The organism is Pseudomonas sp. R32 (assembly GCF_009866705.1).
Lineage (GTDB): Bacteria > Pseudomonadota > Gammaproteobacteria > Pseudomonadales > Pseudomonadaceae > Aquipseudomonas > Aquipseudomonas donghuensis.
Map to the genome: position 1 here is coordinate 1,103,398 of NZ_CP019396.1, position 19,081 is coordinate 1,122,478.

Consider the following 19,081-nt stretch of genomic DNA (forward strand, 5'->3'; position numbering starts at 1 on the left):
GTTACAGAGTCAGGAAGCCGTCGTACAGGCCGTAGGCCGCCACCAGGGCGCCAAGGACCACGGCGGCGAAGATCAGCTTCTCCACGTTGGTAAAAATCGGTTGGCCGACCTCGCGCTTGGCCTTGGCGAACAGGATCACGCCAGGGGCATAGAGCAGGGCCGAGAGCAGCAGGTATTTGACGCCGCCGGCATACAGCAGCCAGACCGCGTAGAGCAGGGCGATGGCGCCGATGATCAGGTCTTTCTTGCGTTCGGCCAGGGCCTGTTCGTAGGTTTCACTGCGCAGGGCGAGCAGGAAGGCATAGGCTGCCGACCACAGGTAAGGCACCAGGATCATCGAGGTGGCGAGGTAGATCAGTGACAGGTAGGTACTGGCCGAGAACAGGGTGATGACCAGGAAGATCTGCACCATGGCGTTGGTCAGCCACAAGGCATTGGCCGGTACGTGGTTGGCGTTCTCGCGGCGCAGGAACTCCGGCATGGTGTGGTCTTTGGCGGCGGCGAACATGATCTCGGCGCACAGCAGCACCCAGGACAGCAGCGCGCCGAGCAGCGAGATGATCAGGCCGACGCTGATCAGGACCGCGCCCCAGTGACCGACCACGTGCTCAAGCACGGCAGCCATCGACGGGTTCTGCAGCTTGGCCAGTTCCGGTTGAGTCATGATGCCCAGCGACAGCACGTTGACCAGCACCAGGAACAGCAGCACGGTGATGAAGCCGATGACCGTGGCCTTGCCCACGTCCGAGCGTTTTTCCGCCCGGGCCGAGAAGATGCTCGCGCCTTCGATGCCGATGAACACCCAGACGGTGACCAGCATCATGTTGCGCACCTGGTTCATCACGCTGCCCAGGTCCGGGTTCATCGAACCCCAGATGTCAGCGGTGAAGATGTCCAGCTTGAAGGCGAACAGCGCGATCAGCACGAACAGCGCCAGCGGCACGACCTTGGCCACGGTGGTGACCAGGTTGATGAAGGCCGCTTCCTTGATGCCGCGCAGCACCAGGAAATGCACGGCCCAGAGCAGTACCGAGGCGCCAATGACCGCCGCCGGGGTGTTGCCCTCGCCAAAGATCGGGAAGAAGTAGCCAAGCGTGCTGAACAGCAATACGAAGTAGCCGACGTTGCCGAGCCAGGCACTGATCCAGTAGCCCCAGGCCGAAGAAAAGCCCATGTAATCGCCGAAACCGGCCTTGGCGTAGGCGTACACCCCGCCGTCCAGGTCAGGCTTGCGATTGGCCAATGTCTGGAATACGAAAGCCAGGGTCAGCATGCCGATGGCAGTGATGCCCCAGCCGATCAGAACAGCGCCTACATCGGCACTTGCGGCCATGTTTTGCGGCAGCGAAAAGATCCCGCCGCCGATCATCGAGCCGACAACAAGTGCAACCAGCGCACCAAGTCGTAGTTTTCCGGGAGCGTCTGACATTGAATAACTCCGTACCAGGAGAAGAGATGGCGCTAGAATAAATCCAGCGGCGAATTCATTAGCTGATTCAGGTCAGTTCATGAGGACATTCCATTGCAAATCAATGACTGAAACAGCTTCCCGGAGTACGCCGACCACAGTGCTGCAAGCCTTGTCCACCGGCACCTCCATGGCGTTTTAGAGCAATCGCTCTTGCGGGGGCTGCGAGAATTGAAGCTAGTCCGTTTTGGGGGAATCGCAAATTTTCACTGAGAAAATTTCTTATTAGCTTGAAGAGGCGGAAATTGTGCCCATAACTCACCGTTTAGTTCGTCAGGCATAGACGCACTAGTTATGAGCAGGGGGCGCTTAGTGGTTTAATATATATAGACGCTAAGACTGAGCTTGTATTTAACTCAGGGTGTACCTCTGGCGTTACAAACACGAGACAGAAGGGGATCTGCATGTCCGAACCTGGACAGAAATTGCGCCTGGGTGCGTTGATCGCCTTGGTGGTCGGCTCGATGATCGGCGGTGGGATTTTTTCGCTGCCGCAAAACATGGCCGCACGTGCTGACGTCGGCGCGGTACTGATCGGCTGGGGGATTACGGCGGTGGGCATGTTGGCGCTGGCCTTCGTGTTCCAGACCCTGGCCAACCGCAAACCTGAGCTCGACTCCGGGGTGTATGCCTACGCCAAGGCCGGCTTTGGCGATTACATGGGCTTTTCTTCGGCCTGGGGCTACTGGATCAGCGCCTGGCTGGGCAACGTCGGCTACTTCGTGCTGCTGTTCAGCACCCTGGGTTTCTACTTTCCGGTGTTCGGTGAGGGCAATACGCCGATTGCCATTGCCTGTGCCTCGTTGCTGCTGTGGGCGGTGCACTTTCTGGTGCTGCGCGGAATCAAGGAGGCGGCGTTCATCAACCAGGTCACCACCGTGGCCAAGATCGTGCCGCTGGTGATGTTCATCGTCATTGCCGCCGTGGCGTTTCGCGCCGACATCTTCACTCGTGATATCTGGGGCATGAGCAACCCGAAGTTCGGCGGGGTGCTGGACCAGGTACGCAACATGATGCTGGTGACGGTGTTCGTGTTCATCGGTATCGAGGGTGCCAGCGTCTATTCGGGGCGCGCGGCAAAGCGCTCGGACGTCGGCAAGGCCACGGTGGTCGGCTTTCTTGGCGTGCTGGCCCTGCTGGTGCTGGTCAACGTGCTGTCGCTCGGGGTGATGACCCAGCCGGAACTGGCGGCCTTGCAGAACCCGTCGCTGGCCTCGGTGCTTGAACATATTGTCGGGCCCTGGGGGGCCTTGCTGATCAGTATCGGCCTGGCGGTGTCGCTGCTCGGCGCCTTGCTGTCGTGGGCCTTGCTGTGTGCCGAGATTCTCTTTGCCACCGCTCGCGACCAGACCATGCCGCGCTTTCTGGCCAGGGAAAACGCCAACCACGTTCCCTCCAATGCGCTGTGGCTGACCAACGTGATGATTCAGCTGTTCCTGCTGATCACGCTGTTCTCTGCCGGGACCTACACCAGCCTGATCTACCTGGCGTCGTCGATGATCCTGGTGCCCTATCTGTGGTCGGCGGCTTATGCGGTATTGCTGGCGGTGCGCGGGGAATCGTACGAAGGGCACCCGGGGGCGCGACGCAAGGACTTGGTGATTGCCGGTATCGCCCTGGTGTATGCGATTTGGCTGTTGTACGCCGGCGGGCTCAAGTACCTGTTGTTGTCGGCGCTGCTGTACGCGCCGGGGGTGATCCTGTTCGCCAGGGCCAAGCATGAGCAGGGGCAGGCGCTGTTTACCACTTGGGAGAAGCTGATCTTTGCTGCGGTGCTGGTGGGCGCGGGGTTGGCGGCTTATGGCTTGTACAGTGGGGTGTTGAGCCTTTAATCAGGGCTGCGGCGCAGCCCATCGCCGGCAAGGCCGGCTCCCACAGTAGACCGGTGTGCAGCACACTCTGTGGGGGCTGGCTTTGCCCGCGAGAGGCCCTCGCATTCACCAACAGGCAGCAGCAGAACCCAGCTCACAAGCCCCCCGCTCCCAAACCAGCGGCGCCCCTGCAACCCGCAGCGGCGCTTTTAGCCGTCGCGCCGTCCCCCAGGGCGTCTGCTCCAGTAGCGGGTTCAGATCCGCCGCCGTCTCTACCTGCAACGGCACATCCGCTACCACGGTGCCCTGATCGATCAACAACTTCGCCGTGCGCGCCAGCGACAGGCGCAAGGTTGCCCCGCAACCGCTGCCCAGGCGATCGCTGTACGCCTTGATCGCCGCAGCCGCCATCAGGTAGCCGGTGCCATGGTCCAGCGCCTGCACCGGCAGCGGCACGGGCTGGTCGGCCTGTTGCCAGCGCATGCCTTCGCAAGCGATGCCGCAACTCATCTGCACCAGGCTGTCGAAGCCCCGGCGCTGCTGCCAAGGGCCGCTCCAGCCGTAGGCGTTGAGGCTCACATCGATGAGCCCGGGGTTGAGCTGGCGGCGCTGTTCGCTGGCATACCCCAGTCGTTCGAGGGCATCGGCGCGGTAACCATGCAGGAGAATATCGGCTTCACTGAGCAGGCGTTCAAACACCCGTCGATCATCCCCATCGTGCAAGTCCAGGTGCGCACAACGTTTACCCAGGGTCACCTCGGCAACCACCGCCGGTTCCTCCCAGCCTGGCGGGTCGATCCGCAGTACCTCAGCGCCGAAGCCAGCCAGCAGGCGGCTGGCTGTGGGGCCGGCGAGGATGCGGGTCAGGTCCAGCACCTTGACCCCGGCCAGAGGTCGGACGGCGTTACCGCTCCAGCGTCTGCTTGTAAAGGCTGGAGCCAGTTGGCGGTGAATCAACGGCTCGGCATTCACTGCCAGGCCCTGAGGATGGGCCGACCATTCGGACCCGCTGTGCATTTGCGCGGCGCAACCGCCAGCGGTGACTATCGCGCTTTCCAGCTCGCTTGCGCGCCAGCGCGCAACCAGGTCAGCCATTTGTGCGCGATCAGCCGCACGGCCCACTACCTTCTCGGCGGCGGCGCGATGATGAGCTGCGTTGGTATGCAGGCGAATCCAGCCGTCCTCGGCGCGGTAGTCACCGGCAATCGGGTCCCACAAGGGCGGTGTGCTCCAGCCTTGCGGGCGCAGGCTGGTGGCGAACCAGAACGAGCTCAGGCGGCGGTCAACTTCAACGGCAGGCTGTTGCTCAAGCTGGCGCCGCAGCAGTTCGGCGATTGCCAGGCCACAGGCGGCAACGCTGCTGCTGGCAAGCGCGGTGACGGCGAAAGTCGAAGGCAGGGCGCCGTTGCCGTGAAAGCGCAGGGTATTGCGCAGTGCCGTTGGCAGCTGCAGTTCGGCGACAAGGGTGTCGAGTAGCGCGGTCATCAATGGCCCTCCAGCAGAAGGGCCATTGCAGACCATCAGCGGCGCCAGGTCAAACCCTGAACTGATCCATCAGGGCCATCTGCTGCGACGACAGGGTGTTGAGCTGGCTGCTCACCTGCGCCGATTCGGCGGCCTGGCCGGTCAGGGTTTCGGTCACGCCACGAATCGCCGAGACGTTGCGGTTGACCTCTTCGGCCACGGCGCTTTGCTGCTCGGCGGCACTGGCGATCTGCAGGTTCATGTCGCTGATCACCGTGACCGCCTCGCTGATTTTGTCCAGCGCTTGCACCGCCTGGTGGATCTGCCCGGCGTTTTCCTGGGCCTTGCCGTGGCTCGAATGCATGGTCGCGACCACCTCGCGGGTGTTGCTCTGGATGCGTTCGATCACCTGGCGGATCTCTTCCACCGAGTCCTGGGTGCGCCGTGCCAGATTGCGCACTTCATCGGCCACCACGGCAAAGCCACGGCCGCTTTCGCCGGCGCGGGCCGCTTCGATCGCGGCGTTGAGGGCCAGCAGGTTGGTCTGTTCGGCGATGCTGCGGATCACTTCCAGCACCGAGCCGATCTGCTCGCTGTTCTGCGCCAGGGTTTCCACTTCGCCGACGGCCTTGCTGACCTGTTCGGCAAGCACGGTAATGTCGCGGGTGCTGCGCTCGATGATTGCCATGCCGTCCTTGGCCGAGCGGTCGGCCCCTCGGGCGGCATCGGCGGCACTGGCGGCGCTGTTGGCGACGTCATGGGCGGTGGCGCTCATCTCGTTGGAGGCGGTGGCCACCTGGTCGATCTCGCGAAACTGCACCTGCATGCCTTCGCTGGTGCGCTGGGCAATCGCCGAGGACTGGTCGGCGGTGGCTCGGGCCTGGGTGATGCTCTGCTTGATCTGGGCGATGGTCGGCTGCAGCTTGTCGAGGAAGCGGTTGAAGCCGCCGGTCAGCCGGCCCAGTTCGTCCTTGCGCGCGTAGCGCAGGCGCTGGGTCAGGTCGCCGTCGCCGCTGGCGATGTCTTCGAGCATGCTCGCCACGCTGTTCAGCGGGCGGGTCACGCCGGTGGCGGTCAGCCACATCAGCAGCAGGCCGCCGAGGCCGGCGAGGGTGGCGAACAGCAGCACCTTGACGGTGCCGCTGGTGCGGGCGTCCTCGAGGGTAGCCTGAAGGCTGGTGGCGTCGGCCAGCAGTACCTGCTTGGGCAGGTCGATCAGAATGCCCCAGGGTTTGCTGTCGGCAATCGGTTGCACCGGGTTGACGGCACGGATGGTCTGGCCTTGCTCAAGGATCAGCGGCTGGTTGGCGGCGAGCTTTTGCAGTGCTTGCTGGCCGTCCTGGTCGATGGGTTTGCCGACCTTGCCGGCATCGTTGCTGTTGGCGGCCAGCAGGCCGCTGGGGGCGACGATCATCAAGCGCCCGGCGCCGTTGAACAGCTCCTGCTGGGCTTTGGCGGCAGCGGATTGCAGGGCATCGAGGGAGATGTCCACGCCGGCCACGGCGATCACCTTGCCGTTGTGCAGCACCGGCATGGTGATACTGGTCATCAGCATCTGCTTGCCGCCGACGGTGTCGGAGTAGGGTTCGAGCAGGCACGCCCGGGCGCTGTTGCGCGAGCAGGTGTACCAGACGTTGTAGGGCGTGCCGCTGAGGTTGATCTCGGTCTTGTTCAGGTCGACATCGCTGATCACCGTGTTCAGGGCCTGGCCCTGGGCACGGCTCCAGTAACTGGCAAAGCGCCCGCTTTCGTTGCTCAGGCGCTTGGCGTCGTTGGCAAAAGCACTGTCGCCGCCCTCCAGGCCATCGGCCTCGAAGGCCAGCCAGATGCCGAGCACGTCGGGGTTGCGCTTGAAGCTGGTGGCCAGGCTCTGGTTGATCGCTTCGCGCAGGTCGCCGCCGCTCAGGCCGCGGTCACGGGCCAGTTGTTGCAGGTCCTGGACCTGGTCGGCGAGGGCGGTGATGACGGTCTGGCTGTCGCTGAAGGTGCGCCGCAGCATCTCGGCTTTCTCGCCCGCGCGGGCCTGCAGCAGGGCCTGGACGTTGCGGGTGAGCATGGTGGTGCTGGCGTCAGCGACCAGTTCATCGCTCTGGTGCGATTGATACAGGTTGATACCGACGACAAGTGCGACCACGCCAAGCAGGCAGAGGCCGGAGAGCAGGACGATTTTCAGGCGGATCGAGAGCGTGTCGAACATGGACGTACTCGCTAAAAGGCAGGCCGGCAGGGACCGAGCCACCGTACGGGCTCGATTCGCTACATCCATTTAGCGATAACAGTTCATCGGCCTTATAGCCTTAGCCATGAGTGTGTGCCGATGAACGGTCGTCAAGGCTCAAGGGCGCGGCTTCTGGCCGCGACCAGATCCACAGGTTGCCCAGGGTCATGCCGGCAATGGCGAGAAATACCGGCCAGCGATGGTCGAGGAACACCAGCATGAGGCTGGCGCACAGCAGCATGCTGAGCGTGGCGCTGACCTTGGCCCGGCGCTGGATCACCTTGCCGTTGCGCCAGTTGCTCAGGATCGGCCCGAACAAGCGATGGTTTTCCAGCCAGGCGCTCAGGCGCGGCGAACTGCGGGTGGCGGCCCAAGCGGCAAGGAGGATGAATTCGGTGGTGGGCAGGCCGGGAATCACGATCGCCACCAGGCCGATGCCGAGGCTGACGTAAGCCAGCAGGCCAAACAGCAGGCGTGAGAGTTTTGAAGCGGCTGGGCGGGTCATGGGCTTGTCGGTGTGCACGGGCAAGGCCCGGTTACCGCGAGGGTAACCGGGTACGACGCATCAGGCCAGTTCGGCTTTAGGCGCAGTTGCATAGGCGTGTTTGAGCAGTTCGGTGAAGCGCTCGAAGGCGGCCACGGCGCCTTGCTCGGCCTTGGCTTCTTCTTCGGCGCTCAGTTGCAGGCCGTCGAGGATGCGGGTGAACTGTTTCCAGCCTTCGGCGCGGCCACCGGCCGGTTCGCCCAGGTGACGGGCACCGAAGCTGTCCGACAGGCCCAGGCCTACGGCACGCTTGATCAGGAACGCGGCGCCAAGCTTGGAACCTTCGGAAACGAAGATCCAGCCCATGGCTTCACCCAGGCTTGGGTTCTGCAGGGCGCCGGCGAAGTCGGCCGGGATCTCGGTGTTCAGGTCCGCCAGGTCCAGGCCGGCCTGTTCGGCGCGGCAGCGTTCGGCCAGATCCGGGACGATGGCGATCAGTGCCGGATCGGTGTACAGCGCTTTGAGCTCGGACTGGAACAGGTACTGGGCAACCACGAAGCGGGCGAAACTCTCGCGGGTTTCGAACGGCGCGTGGGATTTGACCAGGGCGTCCAGTTCGCTGTGCGGGGCGTGGGTCAGCTGGTTCAAGCGTTGCGAACGCAGGCTGGCGCGTTCGGCGGTGGTAGCGGCGGTCATGGTGATTCCTTGCGAAATGGGCGTGCCTGATGACTAGACGAATGAGAAGACGCGTGACAGTAAAAAAACCTCACCTCAAAGGCTTTTCGCGGGGCAAGCCCGCTCCTACAAAATCTGTAGGAGCGGGCTTGCCCCGCGATGCGGTTTAAATATCCCAGACCAGGTTGATGGCGACGTTGCGGCCCGGCATGGTCAGGCGGTCGAGGTTGGCCGGGGCGGTCACTGCCGCTTCACCGAGGCCGTCGTAGCCGCGCACGTCATCCCACTGCCAGTACTTTTTGTCGGTCAGGTTGTAGAGACCGGCGTTGACGCTGATGTCGTCAGTGACCTTGTAGAAACCGGTCAGGTCGAGCACGCCGTAGCCGGGGGTGCGGAACTGCTTGCTGGTGCCGTCGGGGGCAAAGAAGGTGGTGTCGTCGACGCGGTCCTTGCGCTTGACCAGGGTCCAGCTCAGCAGCGCGCCGTATTGTTCCTGCTCATAGCCCAGGCCCATCACCGCGGTCAGCGGGTTGACGCTGTTGAGTGGCTGGCCGCTGTCGTCGTTGCGGCCGTGGGCGTAGGCCAGCGAGCCCTGGGTGTACACGCCGTGCGGAGCACCGAAGGCGTCGAGGTTCAGGCGGCCCTTGAACTCGGCACCCTTGATGGTCGCGTGCTTGATGTTGTTGGCTTCGAAGGTCTGGCCCAGGTTGCTGCCCTGCACGGCGTCTTCGTTGATGAAGTCGCGGTACTTGTTGTAGAACACCGCAACATCGAAGTTACCCGCTTCGAAGTTGCCGCGCAGACCGGTTTCGTAGCTCTTGCTCTTTTCCGGTTCGAGGTTGGAGTTGCCACGCACGCTGTAGCCCAGCCCCGGGTTCTCGAAGCGGCCGTACAGCGCCTTGGCGGTTGGCGTGCGGAAGCCTTCGGCGTACTGGCCGTACCAGGTGTAGTTGTCGTTGAAGGCGTAAGTCAGGCCGAACTTGGGCGAGACCCGGTGCCATTTCTTGGCGTCGTCATCGACAGGGTCGGTGGCGCTGGCGCCAACCCCGCGGAGGAACTCGTCGGTCATGTGCGGCTTGAGTTCGGTGTAGTCGTAGCGCACACCCGGCAGGAAGGTCCACTGGTTCCAGCGGATCTCGTCCTGGGCGAACAGGCTGTAGGTGTTGACGGTCGGATCGGGGAAATCGCTGACCAGGGCCTGGCTGTCTTTGGCACTGGCCTGGCCGATGAATTGACAGTCGCCACCAACGTTCAGGCAGGTGCCGGTGCCGCTGCGCGAGCCGGTGACCTTCTGGTGCTTGAGGGTGGTGCCGTAGGTCAGCAGGTGCTCGGTGGCGCCGACGCTGAAGGCTTTGTCCAGTTGCGCGTCGAACAGCCACTGGCGATCCTTGTAGGTGGTCTGGCGGTCACGGAACACCTGGCGGCCCGATGCGAAGTAGAGCTCTTCGGTGCGCTGGTCGGTCTTGCCGATCTGGTAGTTCAGGCTCCACTTCATGTTGTCGGCCAGTACGCTGCCCAGGGCGAATTCGTGGTTGATACCGAAACGCTCGCGGGTCACGGTGTCGTTACCGGTGCGGTCGCGGTACGAGTTCATGGCGCCAAAGCCTGGAATGAACGGCCCGCCCACGGCGCTCTTCTGCTTCAGGTCGCGGTCGTCCTTGTAGCTTTCGTAGGTGAAGGCCAGGCGCGCGTCGTCAGCGTAGTTCCAGCCGGCCTTGGCGAGGATGTTGGTGGTGCGTACGTCTTCGGGGTTGGCGGCGGTACGCGCCAGGCCTGTGCCGCCGTGGCTGCTGTAGGACTCGATTTCATGGCCGTTGCGCTGGCTCAGGTGCAGCAGGCCGTCGAATTCCCCCTGGCGGCCGGCGACGGTGGCCGAGTTCAGCCAGCTCTCATCTGCCGAGCTGTAGCCGGTCTTCAGGCGTGCGCCGAGGTCCTGGCCAGGCTTGATGATGTCGTCGGGGTCGAGGGTGAAGTAGCTGACCGCGCCGCCGATGGCGTTGCTGCCGTACAGCACCGAGGCCGGGCCACGGAGGATCTCCACGCGCTTGACGATCTCAGGGTCGACGTAGTTGCGCTGGGTCTGGGCGTAGGGGCCGAAGAAGAAGCTGTCGGGGATCGACACGCCGTCGATCTGGGTCAGTACCCGTTCACCGTCGATACCACGGATGTTGTAACCGTTCAGGCCGCTGCGCTGCCCGGTGCCGCTGACCGACACACCCGGCTCGTAACGGACCAGGTCCTTGATGCTGTTGACGTTCTGCCGGTCGAGCTGCTCACGGGTCTGCACGCTGACGGTGCTCGGCACCTGGCTGATGTCCTGGGCGCTGCGGGTGGCACTGACGGTGATCTGCTGCAGGGCGATGGCCTTGCTGGCGCTGCGTTCGATCACCACGTTGCCGCTGCCGAGGGTGCGGTAGCTCAAGCCGGTGCCGGCCAGCAGTTGCTGTAACGCGGCTTCCGGCTTCAGCGAACCCTGCGCCCCCGGGGAGGCCACGCCTTCGGCCAGTTCAGCGGAGAAGCCCACTTGCCAGCCGGTCACCACAGTAAAGGCATTGAGCGCCGACACCAGTGGTTGCTGGCTGATGGCGAAGCGGTAGTCGCCCATCCGCGGGGCACTGGCCTGGGCCGGTTCCGCGGCCAGCGCCGGCAGGCTGCAGGCGCCGCTGGCGAGCAGGGCCAGGGTCAGCAGGGAGAACGTGCAACGCTGCAGGCCGGGGGTAGGTGAAGTGGCTGAAGACCGACGAGTGAAACCAGTGGGCATCGAAAGCGCTCCCTGTCGCGCAAATGTTATAGGTGCTGGCTGACTCAAAAATAAGAATCAGTTGCATTGGCTATAACGAGACGTAACAGCTTCAGGGATCGCGTAAAAAAACTTTTGCGTCAGTTGAGAATGACCAGTGCCGGGTATTCGTGCAGCTGCGCCGAGGTGATGTGGGCAAGGGCGCGCAGGGTTTCCAGGGGTTGGTCGAGGCGGTAGTTGCCAGTGACCGCGACGTTTGCCAGGTGCTCATTACCGTTGATGATCCAGCCGGGGTAGTAGCGGCGCAGTTCGGCCAGCACCTGGCTCAACGGACAATTTTCGAATACCAGGCGGCCCTGGACCCAGGCCAGGTCCTTCTGCGCGTCCAGGCGCCCGCGTTGGCTGAAACCGTTGGGCCCGACGCTGATACTGTCCCCCGCCGACAGTCGAATGCGCTGGTCGCTGCTGGCCTGCAGGTCGACGTCACCGCGTTGCACCCGCACCTGGGCTTCGCCGTTGAGGTAGCGCACGGCAAAATCGGTGTCGCGCACGCTGGCCCGCAACGGGCCGGCCTGCAGCTCCAGGGGCGGTTGGGTACCGGCGGGCACTTCGAAGTAGGCCTCGCCCTGCAGCAGCCGGGCCACCTGACGGTTGTCGCGCAGGTCGCTGGCAAAGGCCGAATTGGTGTTGAGCAACACCCTGGAGCCGTCGTCCAGCTGTAGCCGCTGGCGTTCACCCACCACGGTCAGGTGGTCGGCCTGCAGGCGCAGCGGCAGGTTGCCAAGGGTGAAAATCCCTACCAGCAGCACGGCGGCTGCGGCCAGGGGCTTGTAGTGCGGGCGGATGCGTGAGCGTAGCGTGCGGCGCTGCCCCTGTTGCAACTGGCTGGCAACCTGACGCAACGGCGCGCCGTTCCAGATCGCTTCGGCCTCGACGTAGGCCCGGGCATTGGCCGGATCGGCTTCCAGCCAGGCTTCGAAGGCCTGGGTATCTTGTTCCGACGCGCATTGCAGGCGAATCAGCCAGTCCAGAGCCTGGTCCATGGCCTGATCACTGGCACCTTGGCCAGGTGGCGAGGGGCGAGGGGCGGGACGGTCGGTCACGGGTGGGTCCTTGGCGGGTTGGCGCTTTTGCGCGAATGATCGGGGGTATCCATGGGGATGGCAAGGGTTTAGCTGCGATCGACGACAGGCTGTTTACTGCAGCCGGTCGGCTACCCCCACACAGATGGCCATGATCAGTTTCAGTTCCTTCTGAACCGTGCTTGCCGAGACGTTCAACTGCTCGGCGATTTCCAGGTAGCTGGCGCCATGCAGGCGGCTGAGGATGAAGATCCGTTGTTGGCGCTCGGTCAATTGCGCGAGGCTGACGCTCAGGCGCTTGAGCAATTGTTCGGCGTGGGCGGCGTCTTCGGCGCTGCTGCTGGGCGCGGCGACGTTGTGCAGGATCTGCTCGGGTACATCGTCGACCAGGTTGCGCGACTGCGCCCGGCGTGCGCGCAAGTGATCGAGGGCGAGGTTGCGCGCAGTCTGGAACACGAAGGGTTCAAGGTGTTCGATGGGGCGTTCGCCAAGGGCGCGGGTCACCCGCAGGTAGGTCTCCTGCAACAGGTCCTCGGCAGTGCTGGGGTTATCCACCATGCGCTGCAGGGTACGCAGCAGGCTGACGCGCTGCGCGAGGAAAACGGCGTTGAACTGGGACTGACTCACAGCGGTACCCGACCATGGCGTGGCGAATGATAATGCTTATCATCAACGCCTTGGTCAAGTATTGGCGTTTTTTAACCTGCGACACTGGACCTGTGGGAACTGGCTTGCCAGCTCCCACAGCGATCGTCAACGGGCGTTGCACAGCGCCAGGCAGTTATCCAGCATGCGATTGGAGAAGCCCCATTCGTTGTCGTACCAGGCCAGCACCTTGAGCATGCGCCCGTTGGTGCGGGTGTGATTGGCATCGAAAATCGACGACAGCGGGTTATGGTTGAAATCACAGGACACCAGCGGCAGGCTGTTGTAGCCCAGCACCTTGGAATGCCGGCTGGCTTCCTTGAACAACTCATTGACTGCCGTGGCCGTGGCCTCGCGCTCAAGGTTGACGGTAAGGTCGACCAGCGACACGTTGATCACCGGCACCCGCACGGCCATGCCGGTGAGCTTGCCGGCCAGCTCCGGCAGCACCAGGCCCACCGCTTCGGCCGCGCCGGTCTTGCTCGGGATCATCGACTGGGTCGCCGAGCGGGCACGGAACGGGTCGCTGTGGTAGACATCGGTCAGGTTCTGGTCGTTGGTGTAGGCGTGGATGGTGGTCATCAAGCCTTGTTCGATACCGTACTCGCGGTGCAGTACCTGGGCCAGCGGCGCCAGGCAGTTGGTGGTGCACGAAGCACTGGAGATGATTTGGTGCGAAGGGCGCAGGATGTCATGGTTGACCCCATACACCACTGTGGCATCAGCACCCTTGGCCGGTGCCGAGATAATGACTTTGCCAGCCCCGGCAGTAAGATGGGCGGCCGCCTTGGCGCGTTCGGTGAACAAGCCGGTGCATTCGAACACCACATCGATGGCTTCGGCTTTCCATGGCAACTCCGCCGGATTGCGGATGGCGCTGACGGCAATGCGGTCGCCGTTGACAGTAATGCTCTCGTGATCGGATTCAACCGTGGCAGCAAAGCTGCCGTGGACGCTGTCGTGTTTGAGCAGATGGGCATTGATCGCACTGTCGCCCAGGTCGTTGATGGCGACGACCTGCAGGTCCTGGCGGTAGCCTTGGGTATAGAGTGCGCGAAGGATGTTGCGGCCGATGCGGCCAAAGCCATTGATTGCGATACGAAGGGTCATGGAGCTACCTCTGGCAGACCGGGTGAAGCCCGTGGCAATTGAAGTTTTGCTTCACTGCATCTGTTTTTGTTGTTGGAATTACAAGATTATTCGTAAAAAAATAGAAAACAAGCCTTTTTGCTGGCAGTATTTTGTTCAATCTACAACGAGCGATCGGCCAAGCCGTTCCTCCCGCAACGCATCGCCCCTGTTTTTGAGCCTAGGCCGCGATCGTTGATAAGGGAAACCGCCGCAGAGGTCGCAACCACCGATAGCCTGGAGTCCAGTACATGCATCCGCGCATTCTTGAGGTCACCCAACGGCTGATCGCCCGCAGTCGCCCCACCCGTGAACGCTACCTTGAACTGATTCGCGGGGCCGCCAGCGACGGGCCGATGCGCGCCAAGCTGCAATGCGCCAACTTCGCTCACGGTGTCGCCGGCTGTGGCAGCCAGGACAAACAGAGCCTGCGAATGATGAACGCGGCCAACGTCGCCATCGTCTCCGCCTACAACGACATGCTCTCGGCGCATCAGCCCTATGAGCATTACCCCGAACAGATCAAACAGGCGCTGCGCGAGATTGGCTCGGTCGGCCAGTTCGCCGGTGGCGTGCCGGCCATGTGCGACGGGGTCACCCAGGGTGAGCCAGGCATGGAGCTGGGCATCGCCAGCCGCGAAGTGATCGCCATGTCGACCGCCATTGCCCTGTCGCACAACATGTTCGACGCGGCGCTGATGCTCGGTATCTGCGACAAGATCGTCCCCGGCCTGCTAATGGGCGCGTTGCGCTTCGGCCATCTGCCGACCCTGTTCGTCCCGGGCGGGCCAATGCCGTCGGGCATCTCCAACAAGGAGAAAGCCGATGTGCGCCAGCGTTACGCCGAAGGCAAGGCCAGCCGCGAGGAGCTGCTGGAGTCGGAGATGAAGTCCTATCACAGCCCCGGCACCTGCACCTTCTACGGCACCGCCAACACCAACCAGTTGCTGATGGAAGTGATGGGCCTGCACCTGCCGGGCGCCTCGTTCGTCAACCCGTACACGCCGCTGCGCGATGCCCTCACCGCCGAGGCCGCCCAACAGGTCACGCGCATGACCAAGGCCAGCGGTAACTTCATGCCCCTGGGCGAGATCGTCGACGAGAAAGCCCTGGTCAACTCCATCGTTGCCTTGCACGCCACCGGCGGCTCGACCAACCATACCCTGCACATGCCGGCGATTGCCCAGGCGGCGGGCATCCAGCTGACCTGGCAGGACATGGCCGAGCTTTCGGAGGTGGTGCCGACCCTGTCTCACGTCTACCCGAACGGCAAGGCCGACATCAACCACTTCCAGGCCGCCGGCGGCATGGCCTTGCTGATTCGCGAACTGCTCGATGCCGGTTTGCTCCACGAAGACGTCAACACCGTCGCTGGCCACGGTCTGCGCCGTTACACCCAGGAGCCGTTCCTCGAGGGTGGCAAGCTGGTCTGGCGCGAAGGCCCAAAGGCGAGCCTGGACGAGGCAATCCTGCGTCCGGTCGCGCGGCCGTTCTCGCCCGAAGGCGGCCTGCGGGTGATGGAAGGCAACCTCGGGCGCGGGGTGATGAAAGTCTCCGCCGTCGCTCCCGAACATCAGGTGGTCGAAGCCCCGGCGCGGGTCTTCCATGACCAGCAGGCGCTGGCCGATGCGTTCCAGGCCGGCGAGCTGGAGCGCGATTTTGTCGCGGTGATGCGCTTTCAGGGCCCGCGCTGCAACGGCATGCCCGAGTTGCACAAGATGACCCCGTTCCTCGGCGTGCTGCAGGATCGTGGCTTCAAGGTGGCACTGGTAACCGACGGGCGTATGTCCGGCGCTTCGGGGAAAATCCCCGCGGCCATTCATGTTTGCCCTGAAGCCTTCGATGGCGGCCCGCTGGCACGCCTGCGCGATGGTGATATCGTCCGCGTCGACGGTGTGGCCGGCACCTTGACCGTGAAGCTCAGTGCGGCCGAACTGGCTGATCGTGAACTGCCGGCGGCGCCGAGCGGCAATGACCTGGGCTGCGGCCGCGAGCTGTTTGGCTTCCTGCGTACCGCCCTGAGCCCGGCGGAGAAGGGCGCCAGCGCCTTCACCTCGGCACTGGAGACGCTCAAGTGAAGCGCGCACTGGTCGGCGATATCGGTGGCACCAACGCGCGCTTTGCCCTCTGGGAAGACAACCGCATGCACGCGGTGCAGGTCTTTGCCACGGCCGACTACACCAGCCCGGAACAGGCCATCGGTGCCTATCTGGCCGATCATGGCCTGGCCCGCGGTGAGCTGGGCGCGGTGTGCCTGGCGGTGGCCGGGCCGGTCGATGGCGATGAGTTCCGCTTTACCAACAACCACTGGCGCCTCAGCCGTCAGGCGTTCTGCAAGACCTTGCAGGTCGAGCGCTTGCTGCTGATCAACGACTTCACCGCCATGGCCCTGGGCATGACCCGTCTGCAGACGGGCGAGTACCGTACCGTTTGCGACGGCACGCCCGATGCCGGCCGCCCGGCCCTGGTGATCGGCCCGGGCACGGGTCTTGGCGTCGGCACCTTGCTGAGCCTGGGAGAGGACCGCTGGATGGCCTTGCCCGGCGAGGGCGGGCATGTCGACCTGCCGGTGGGCAATGCCCGCGAAGCGCAGATTCGTCAGCAGATCGAGAACGAAATCGGTCATGTCAGCGCCGAATCCGTCCTCAGCGGCGGCGGCCTGTTGCGTTTGTACCAGGCCATCTGCGCGCTGGACGGCCTGCCCGCACCGCTGCAGAGCCCGGCGGCGATCACCGATGCGGCGCTGGCCGGTGAGCCTGTTGCCCTGGCGGTGATCGAGCAGTTCTGCTGCTTCCTGGGCCGGGTAGCGGGCAATGATGTCCTGACTCTCGGCGCACGCGCCGGGGTGTATATCGTCGGCGGCGTGATTCCGCGCTTTGCCGAACTGTTCCTGCGCAGCGGCTTTAGCGCCAGCTTTGCCGACAAGGGCTGCATGAGTGGCTACTTCAAGGATGTCCCGGTATGGTTGGTAACCGCTGAGTTCTCCGGTTTACTCGGGGCTGGCGTAGCTTTGCAACAAGCCGGCTGATATCTGGGGGCGGGCTTGCCCCGTGAGGCCCTCTCCCTGATAGACAAGGAGTGATGCGTGAGCAAGTCGATACTGATGGTCGACGACGACCAGGACATCCGTGAGCTGTTGCAAACCTACCTGAGCCGTGCCGGTTTCAGCGTCCAGGCGGTGGCCGACGGGCGCGGCTTTCGCCAGGCTCTGGATGCCAGCGATTGCGACCTGGTGATCCTCGATGTGATGCTGCCCGACGAAGACGGTTTCAGCTTGTGCCGCTGGGTGCGTCAGCATCCGCGCCTGGCGCAGGTGCCGATCATCATGCTCACTGCCAGCTCCGACGAGGCCGACCGGGTCATCGGCCTGGAGCTGGGCGCCGATGATTACCTGGGTAAACCCTTCAGTCCGCGTGAACTGCAGGCGCGGATCAAAGCCCTGTTGCGCCGTGCCGGTTTTGGCCAGGAGCGCAATGGCGGTGATGTGCTGGCCTTCGATGACTGGCGCCTGGATACCATCAGCCACCGCTTGTTCCACCGCGATGGTGAAGAGGTGATCCTTTCCGGCGCCGACTTTGCCTTGCTCAAACTGTTCCTCGATCACCCGCAACAGATCCTCGACCGCGACACCATCGGCAATGCCACCCGCGGTCGCGAGCCGATGCCCCTGGACCGTATCGTCGACATGGCGGTCAGCCGCCTGCGCCAACGCCTGCGCGACACAGACAAACCGCCGCGTTTGATTCGTACCGTACGCGGCAGTGGTTACCTGCTGGCGGCCAACGTTGCGCCTGCGCACTGAAGGGCGCTGGCGACTGCCGCTGCCGCGCTCGCTGCTGGGGCGGATGCTGCTGTTGACCCTGCTGGTGGTGCTGCTGGCGCAGGGCCTGTCGAGCCTGATCTGGCTGTCGCAACTGCGCGCCAGCCAGATGGAGGGCCTGGTCGCCAGCGCGCGCAGCCTGGCCCATTCGATGAGTGCCAGCGTCAGTTACTTTCGTTCGCTGCCGGTGGCGTACCGGCCGATGGTGCTCGACCAGTTGCGCAGCATGGGCGGCACCCGTTTTGTCGTTTCCCTCAATGACAAACCCCTGGGCATGCAGGTGCTGGCGGCCACGCCGCGCAAGCAAGCGGTGATCGATGCCGTCGGCGACGTGCTGCACCAGCGCCTTGGCGCGCAGCTGGAAATCTCCATCCAGTTCGTCAGCCCGCAGGATCTGCGGATCTTCAACAGCGGCCTGAAACTCGATGAGCTGCCGCGCTCCTGGGCGCACTATGCGTTGACCCTGGAGCCGATCAACCCGCCAGTGCTGGTGACCCAGATCCGCCTGGATGAAGACGAATGGCTGTACATCGCCTCGTTGCTGCCCGAGCCCTACACCAGCCTCGAAGAACAGGGTCTGCCGAGTCAGCAGCTGTGGTTCATCGTGCTCACCAGCTCGTTCCTGCTGTTGTTCATCGGTTTACTGGTGCACTGGCAGAGCCGCCCGCTCAAGCGCCTGGCCCTGGCTGCCAGGGAAATGTCACTGGGGGCCGATGTCGAGCCGGTGACGGAAGGCGGTGGCAGCGAAGTGGAGGAGGTGGGCCGGGCCTTCAATGCCATGCGCGAGCGCATCAGCCGCTACCTGACCGAACGCAGCCAGTTGTTCAGCGCCATCTCCCACGACCTGCGCACGCCGATCACGCGTTTGCGCCTGCGGGTCGAGCTGCTGGATGACGAGCCGTTGCAGGCCAAGTTCGGCCGCGACCTGGATGAGCTGGAGATGTTGGTCAAGGGCGCACTGCAATGCGTGAAAGACACCGACATCCACGAGAACATCGAGCGTATCGACCTCAACCAGGTGCTCGAATGCCTGGTCGAGCCGTACCTGGGCAGCGGCCAGATCACGCTTGAAGGCCGCGCGCTGGCGCCGTATCCCGGCAAGCCACTGGCGCTCAAGCGCTGCATCGGCAACCTGATCGACAACGCCCTGAAGTATGGCGAGCGTGCTCACCTGCGCATCCTCGACAGCGACAGTGACTTCGTTTTGCAGGTCGACGACGAGGGCCCGGGTGTGCCTGAGCAGCGTCAGGAACAGGTGTTCGAGCCGCACTTTCGCCTGGCCGGGCAGCAGCAGGGTTACGGTCTGGGGCTGGGTATCGCGCGCAACATCGCGCACAGCCATGGCGGTGAAGTGAGCCTGCGCAACCTGCGTGAGGGCGGCTTGCGGGTGACCCTGAGCCTGCCGCGCAGCAGTGACTGAAAGCGAATGTCACCAGCCTGTGACATTCGCGCATCCCTTCGTTACCTCCGGCATAGGTGCCGCTGGTTAGACTCTGATGCAAGCGCAAGCACCACGACTTGCACCTGCATAACAACAAGAAAAGGT

General features: G+C 63.7%; 14 protein-coding genes and 1 pseudogene. 5 read left to right on the forward strand and 10 right to left on the reverse strand.

Going from position 1 to position 19,081, the window contains the following annotated elements; genetic code table 11:
• Position 1 precedes the first annotated feature (1 nt).
• Positions 2-1,429 (reverse strand): arginine-ornithine antiporter, encoded by a 1,428-nt coding sequence (arcD, locus tag PspR32_RS05060; RefSeq protein WP_036993969.1) that lies wholly within the window; start codon positions 1,427-1,429, stop codon positions 2-4.
• Between the two features lie 443 nt (positions 1,430-1,872).
• On the opposite strand from arcD (PspR32_RS05060), the gene arcD (PspR32_RS05065) reads away from it, so the two are divergent.
• The gene (gene arcD / locus PspR32_RS05065) at positions 1,873-3,300 is read left to right on the forward strand and encodes an arginine-ornithine antiporter (protein ID WP_036993970.1); all 1,428 of its coding nucleotides are present in this window, start codon (positions 1,873-1,875) and stop codon (positions 3,298-3,300) included.
• Positions 3,301-3,405: 105 nt separating this feature from the next.
• On the opposite strand, the gene PspR32_RS05070 is transcribed toward arcD (PspR32_RS05065), so the two are convergent.
• The 9 genes and pseudogenes from PspR32_RS05070 to gap all read right to left on the reverse strand — a co-directional run bounded on the left by PspR32_RS05070 (position 3,406) and on the right by gap (position 13,697).
• On the reverse strand, positions 3,406-4,764 hold the full coding sequence (locus PspR32_RS05070) for a CoA transferase (protein ID WP_010220186.1): 1,359 nt from the start codon (positions 4,762-4,764) through the stop codon (positions 3,406-3,408).
• Positions 4,765-4,813: 49 nt separating this feature from the next.
• On the reverse strand, positions 4,814-5,569 hold the full coding sequence (locus tag PspR32_RS26620) for a methyl-accepting chemotaxis protein (RefSeq protein WP_371128687.1): 756 nt from the start codon (positions 5,567-5,569) through the stop codon (positions 4,814-4,816).
• Between the two features lie 102 nt (positions 5,570-5,671).
• Positions 5,672-7,009, reverse strand: a pseudogene (locus PspR32_RS26625) (PDC sensor domain-containing protein); the annotation flags it as partial.
• 31 nt (positions 7,010-7,040) lie between these two features.
• Entirely contained in the window at positions 7,041-7,466 is a 426-nt protein-coding gene (locus PspR32_RS05080) for a YbaN family protein (RefSeq protein ID WP_010220184.1), read from the reverse strand.
• A gap of 60 nt (positions 7,467-7,526) precedes the next feature.
• Positions 7,527-8,141 (reverse strand): biliverdin-producing heme oxygenase, encoded by a 615-nt coding sequence (locus PspR32_RS05085; protein ID WP_010220183.1) that lies wholly within the window; start codon positions 8,139-8,141, stop codon positions 7,527-7,529.
• A gap of 145 nt (positions 8,142-8,286) precedes the next feature.
• Positions 8,287-10,881: a TonB-dependent receptor gene (locus PspR32_RS05090; RefSeq protein ID WP_232531809.1), complete on the reverse strand. Its 2,595-nt coding sequence runs from the start codon at positions 10,879-10,881 to the stop codon at positions 8,287-8,289.
• 119 nt (positions 10,882-11,000) lie between these two features.
• On the reverse strand, positions 11,001-11,963 hold the full coding sequence (locus tag PspR32_RS05095; protein ID WP_026001135.1) for a FecR family protein: 963 nt from the start codon (positions 11,961-11,963) through the stop codon (positions 11,001-11,003).
• Positions 11,964-12,056: 93 nt separating this feature from the next.
• Entirely contained in the window at positions 12,057-12,569 is a 513-nt protein-coding gene (locus PspR32_RS05100) for an RNA polymerase sigma factor (protein ID WP_010220179.1), read from the reverse strand.
• A 126-nt stretch (positions 12,570-12,695) separates the two neighbouring features.
• A complete protein-coding gene (gene gap, locus PspR32_RS05105; RefSeq protein WP_010220178.1) occupies positions 12,696-13,697 on the reverse strand; it encodes a type I glyceraldehyde-3-phosphate dehydrogenase in 1,002 nt (333 codons plus the stop codon).
• A gap of 269 nt (positions 13,698-13,966) precedes the next feature.
• Between gap and edd the strand changes: the two genes are divergently transcribed.
• The 4 genes from edd (at position 13,967) to PspR32_RS05125 (ending at position 18,955) form a co-directional block, all read left to right on the forward strand.
• Positions 13,967-15,793, forward strand: coding sequence for a phosphogluconate dehydratase (gene edd / locus PspR32_RS05110; RefSeq protein WP_010220177.1), 1,827 nt, complete (start codon positions 13,967-13,969; stop codon positions 15,791-15,793).
• Entirely contained in the window at positions 15,790-16,743 is a 954-nt protein-coding gene (locus PspR32_RS05115) for a glucokinase (protein ID WP_159388163.1), read from the forward strand. Before edd ends, PspR32_RS05115 begins: the two co-directional genes overlap by 4 nt.
• Before the next feature lie 75 nt (positions 16,744-16,818).
• The gene (locus tag PspR32_RS05120; RefSeq protein WP_036994276.1) at positions 16,819-17,517 is read left to right on the forward strand and encodes a response regulator; all 699 of its coding nucleotides are present in this window, start codon (positions 16,819-16,821) and stop codon (positions 17,515-17,517) included.
• Between the two features lie 43 nt (positions 17,518-17,560).
• On the forward strand, positions 17,561-18,955 hold the full coding sequence (locus PspR32_RS05125) for an ATP-binding protein (RefSeq protein ID WP_269467562.1): 1,395 nt from the start codon (positions 17,561-17,563) through the stop codon (positions 18,953-18,955).
• The last annotated feature ends 126 nt before the right edge of the window (positions 18,956-19,081 follow it).

Coding starts and splice junctions, on each gene's coding strand:
- arcD (WP_036993969.1), bottom strand. CDS start 1,429: ATGTCAGACGCTCCCGGAAAACTACGACTTGGTGCGCTGGTTGCACTT.
- arcD (WP_036993970.1), top strand. CDS start 1,873: ATGTCCGAACCTGGACAGAAATTGCGCCTGGGTGCGTTGATCGCCTTG.
- PspR32_RS05070 (WP_010220186.1), bottom strand. CDS start 4,764: ATGACCGCGCTACTCGACACCCTTGTCGCCGAACTGCAGCTGCCAACG.
- PspR32_RS26620 (WP_371128687.1), bottom strand. CDS start 5,569: ATGCAGGTGCAGTTTCGCGAGATCGACCAGGTGGCCACCGCCTCCAAC.
- PspR32_RS05080 (WP_010220184.1), bottom strand. CDS start 7,466: ATGACCCGCCCAGCCGCTTCAAAACTCTCACGCCTGCTGTTTGGCCTG.
- PspR32_RS05085 (WP_010220183.1), bottom strand. CDS start 8,141: ATGACCGCCGCTACCACCGCCGAACGCGCCAGCCTGCGTTCGCAACGC.
- PspR32_RS05090 (WP_232531809.1), bottom strand. CDS start 10,881: ATGCCCACTGGTTTCACTCGTCGGTCTTCAGCCACTTCACCTACCCCC.
- gap (WP_010220178.1), bottom strand. CDS start 13,697: ATGACCCTTCGTATCGCAATCAATGGCTTTGGCCGCATCGGCCGCAAC.
- edd (WP_010220177.1), top strand. CDS start 13,967: ATGCATCCGCGCATTCTTGAGGTCACCCAACGGCTGATCGCCCGCAGT.
- PspR32_RS05120 (WP_036994276.1), top strand. CDS start 16,819: ATGGTCGACGACGACCAGGACATCCGTGAGCTGTTGCAAACCTACCTG.
- PspR32_RS05125 (WP_269467562.1), top strand. CDS start 17,561: ATGCTGCTGTTGACCCTGCTGGTGGTGCTGCTGGCGCAGGGCCTGTCG.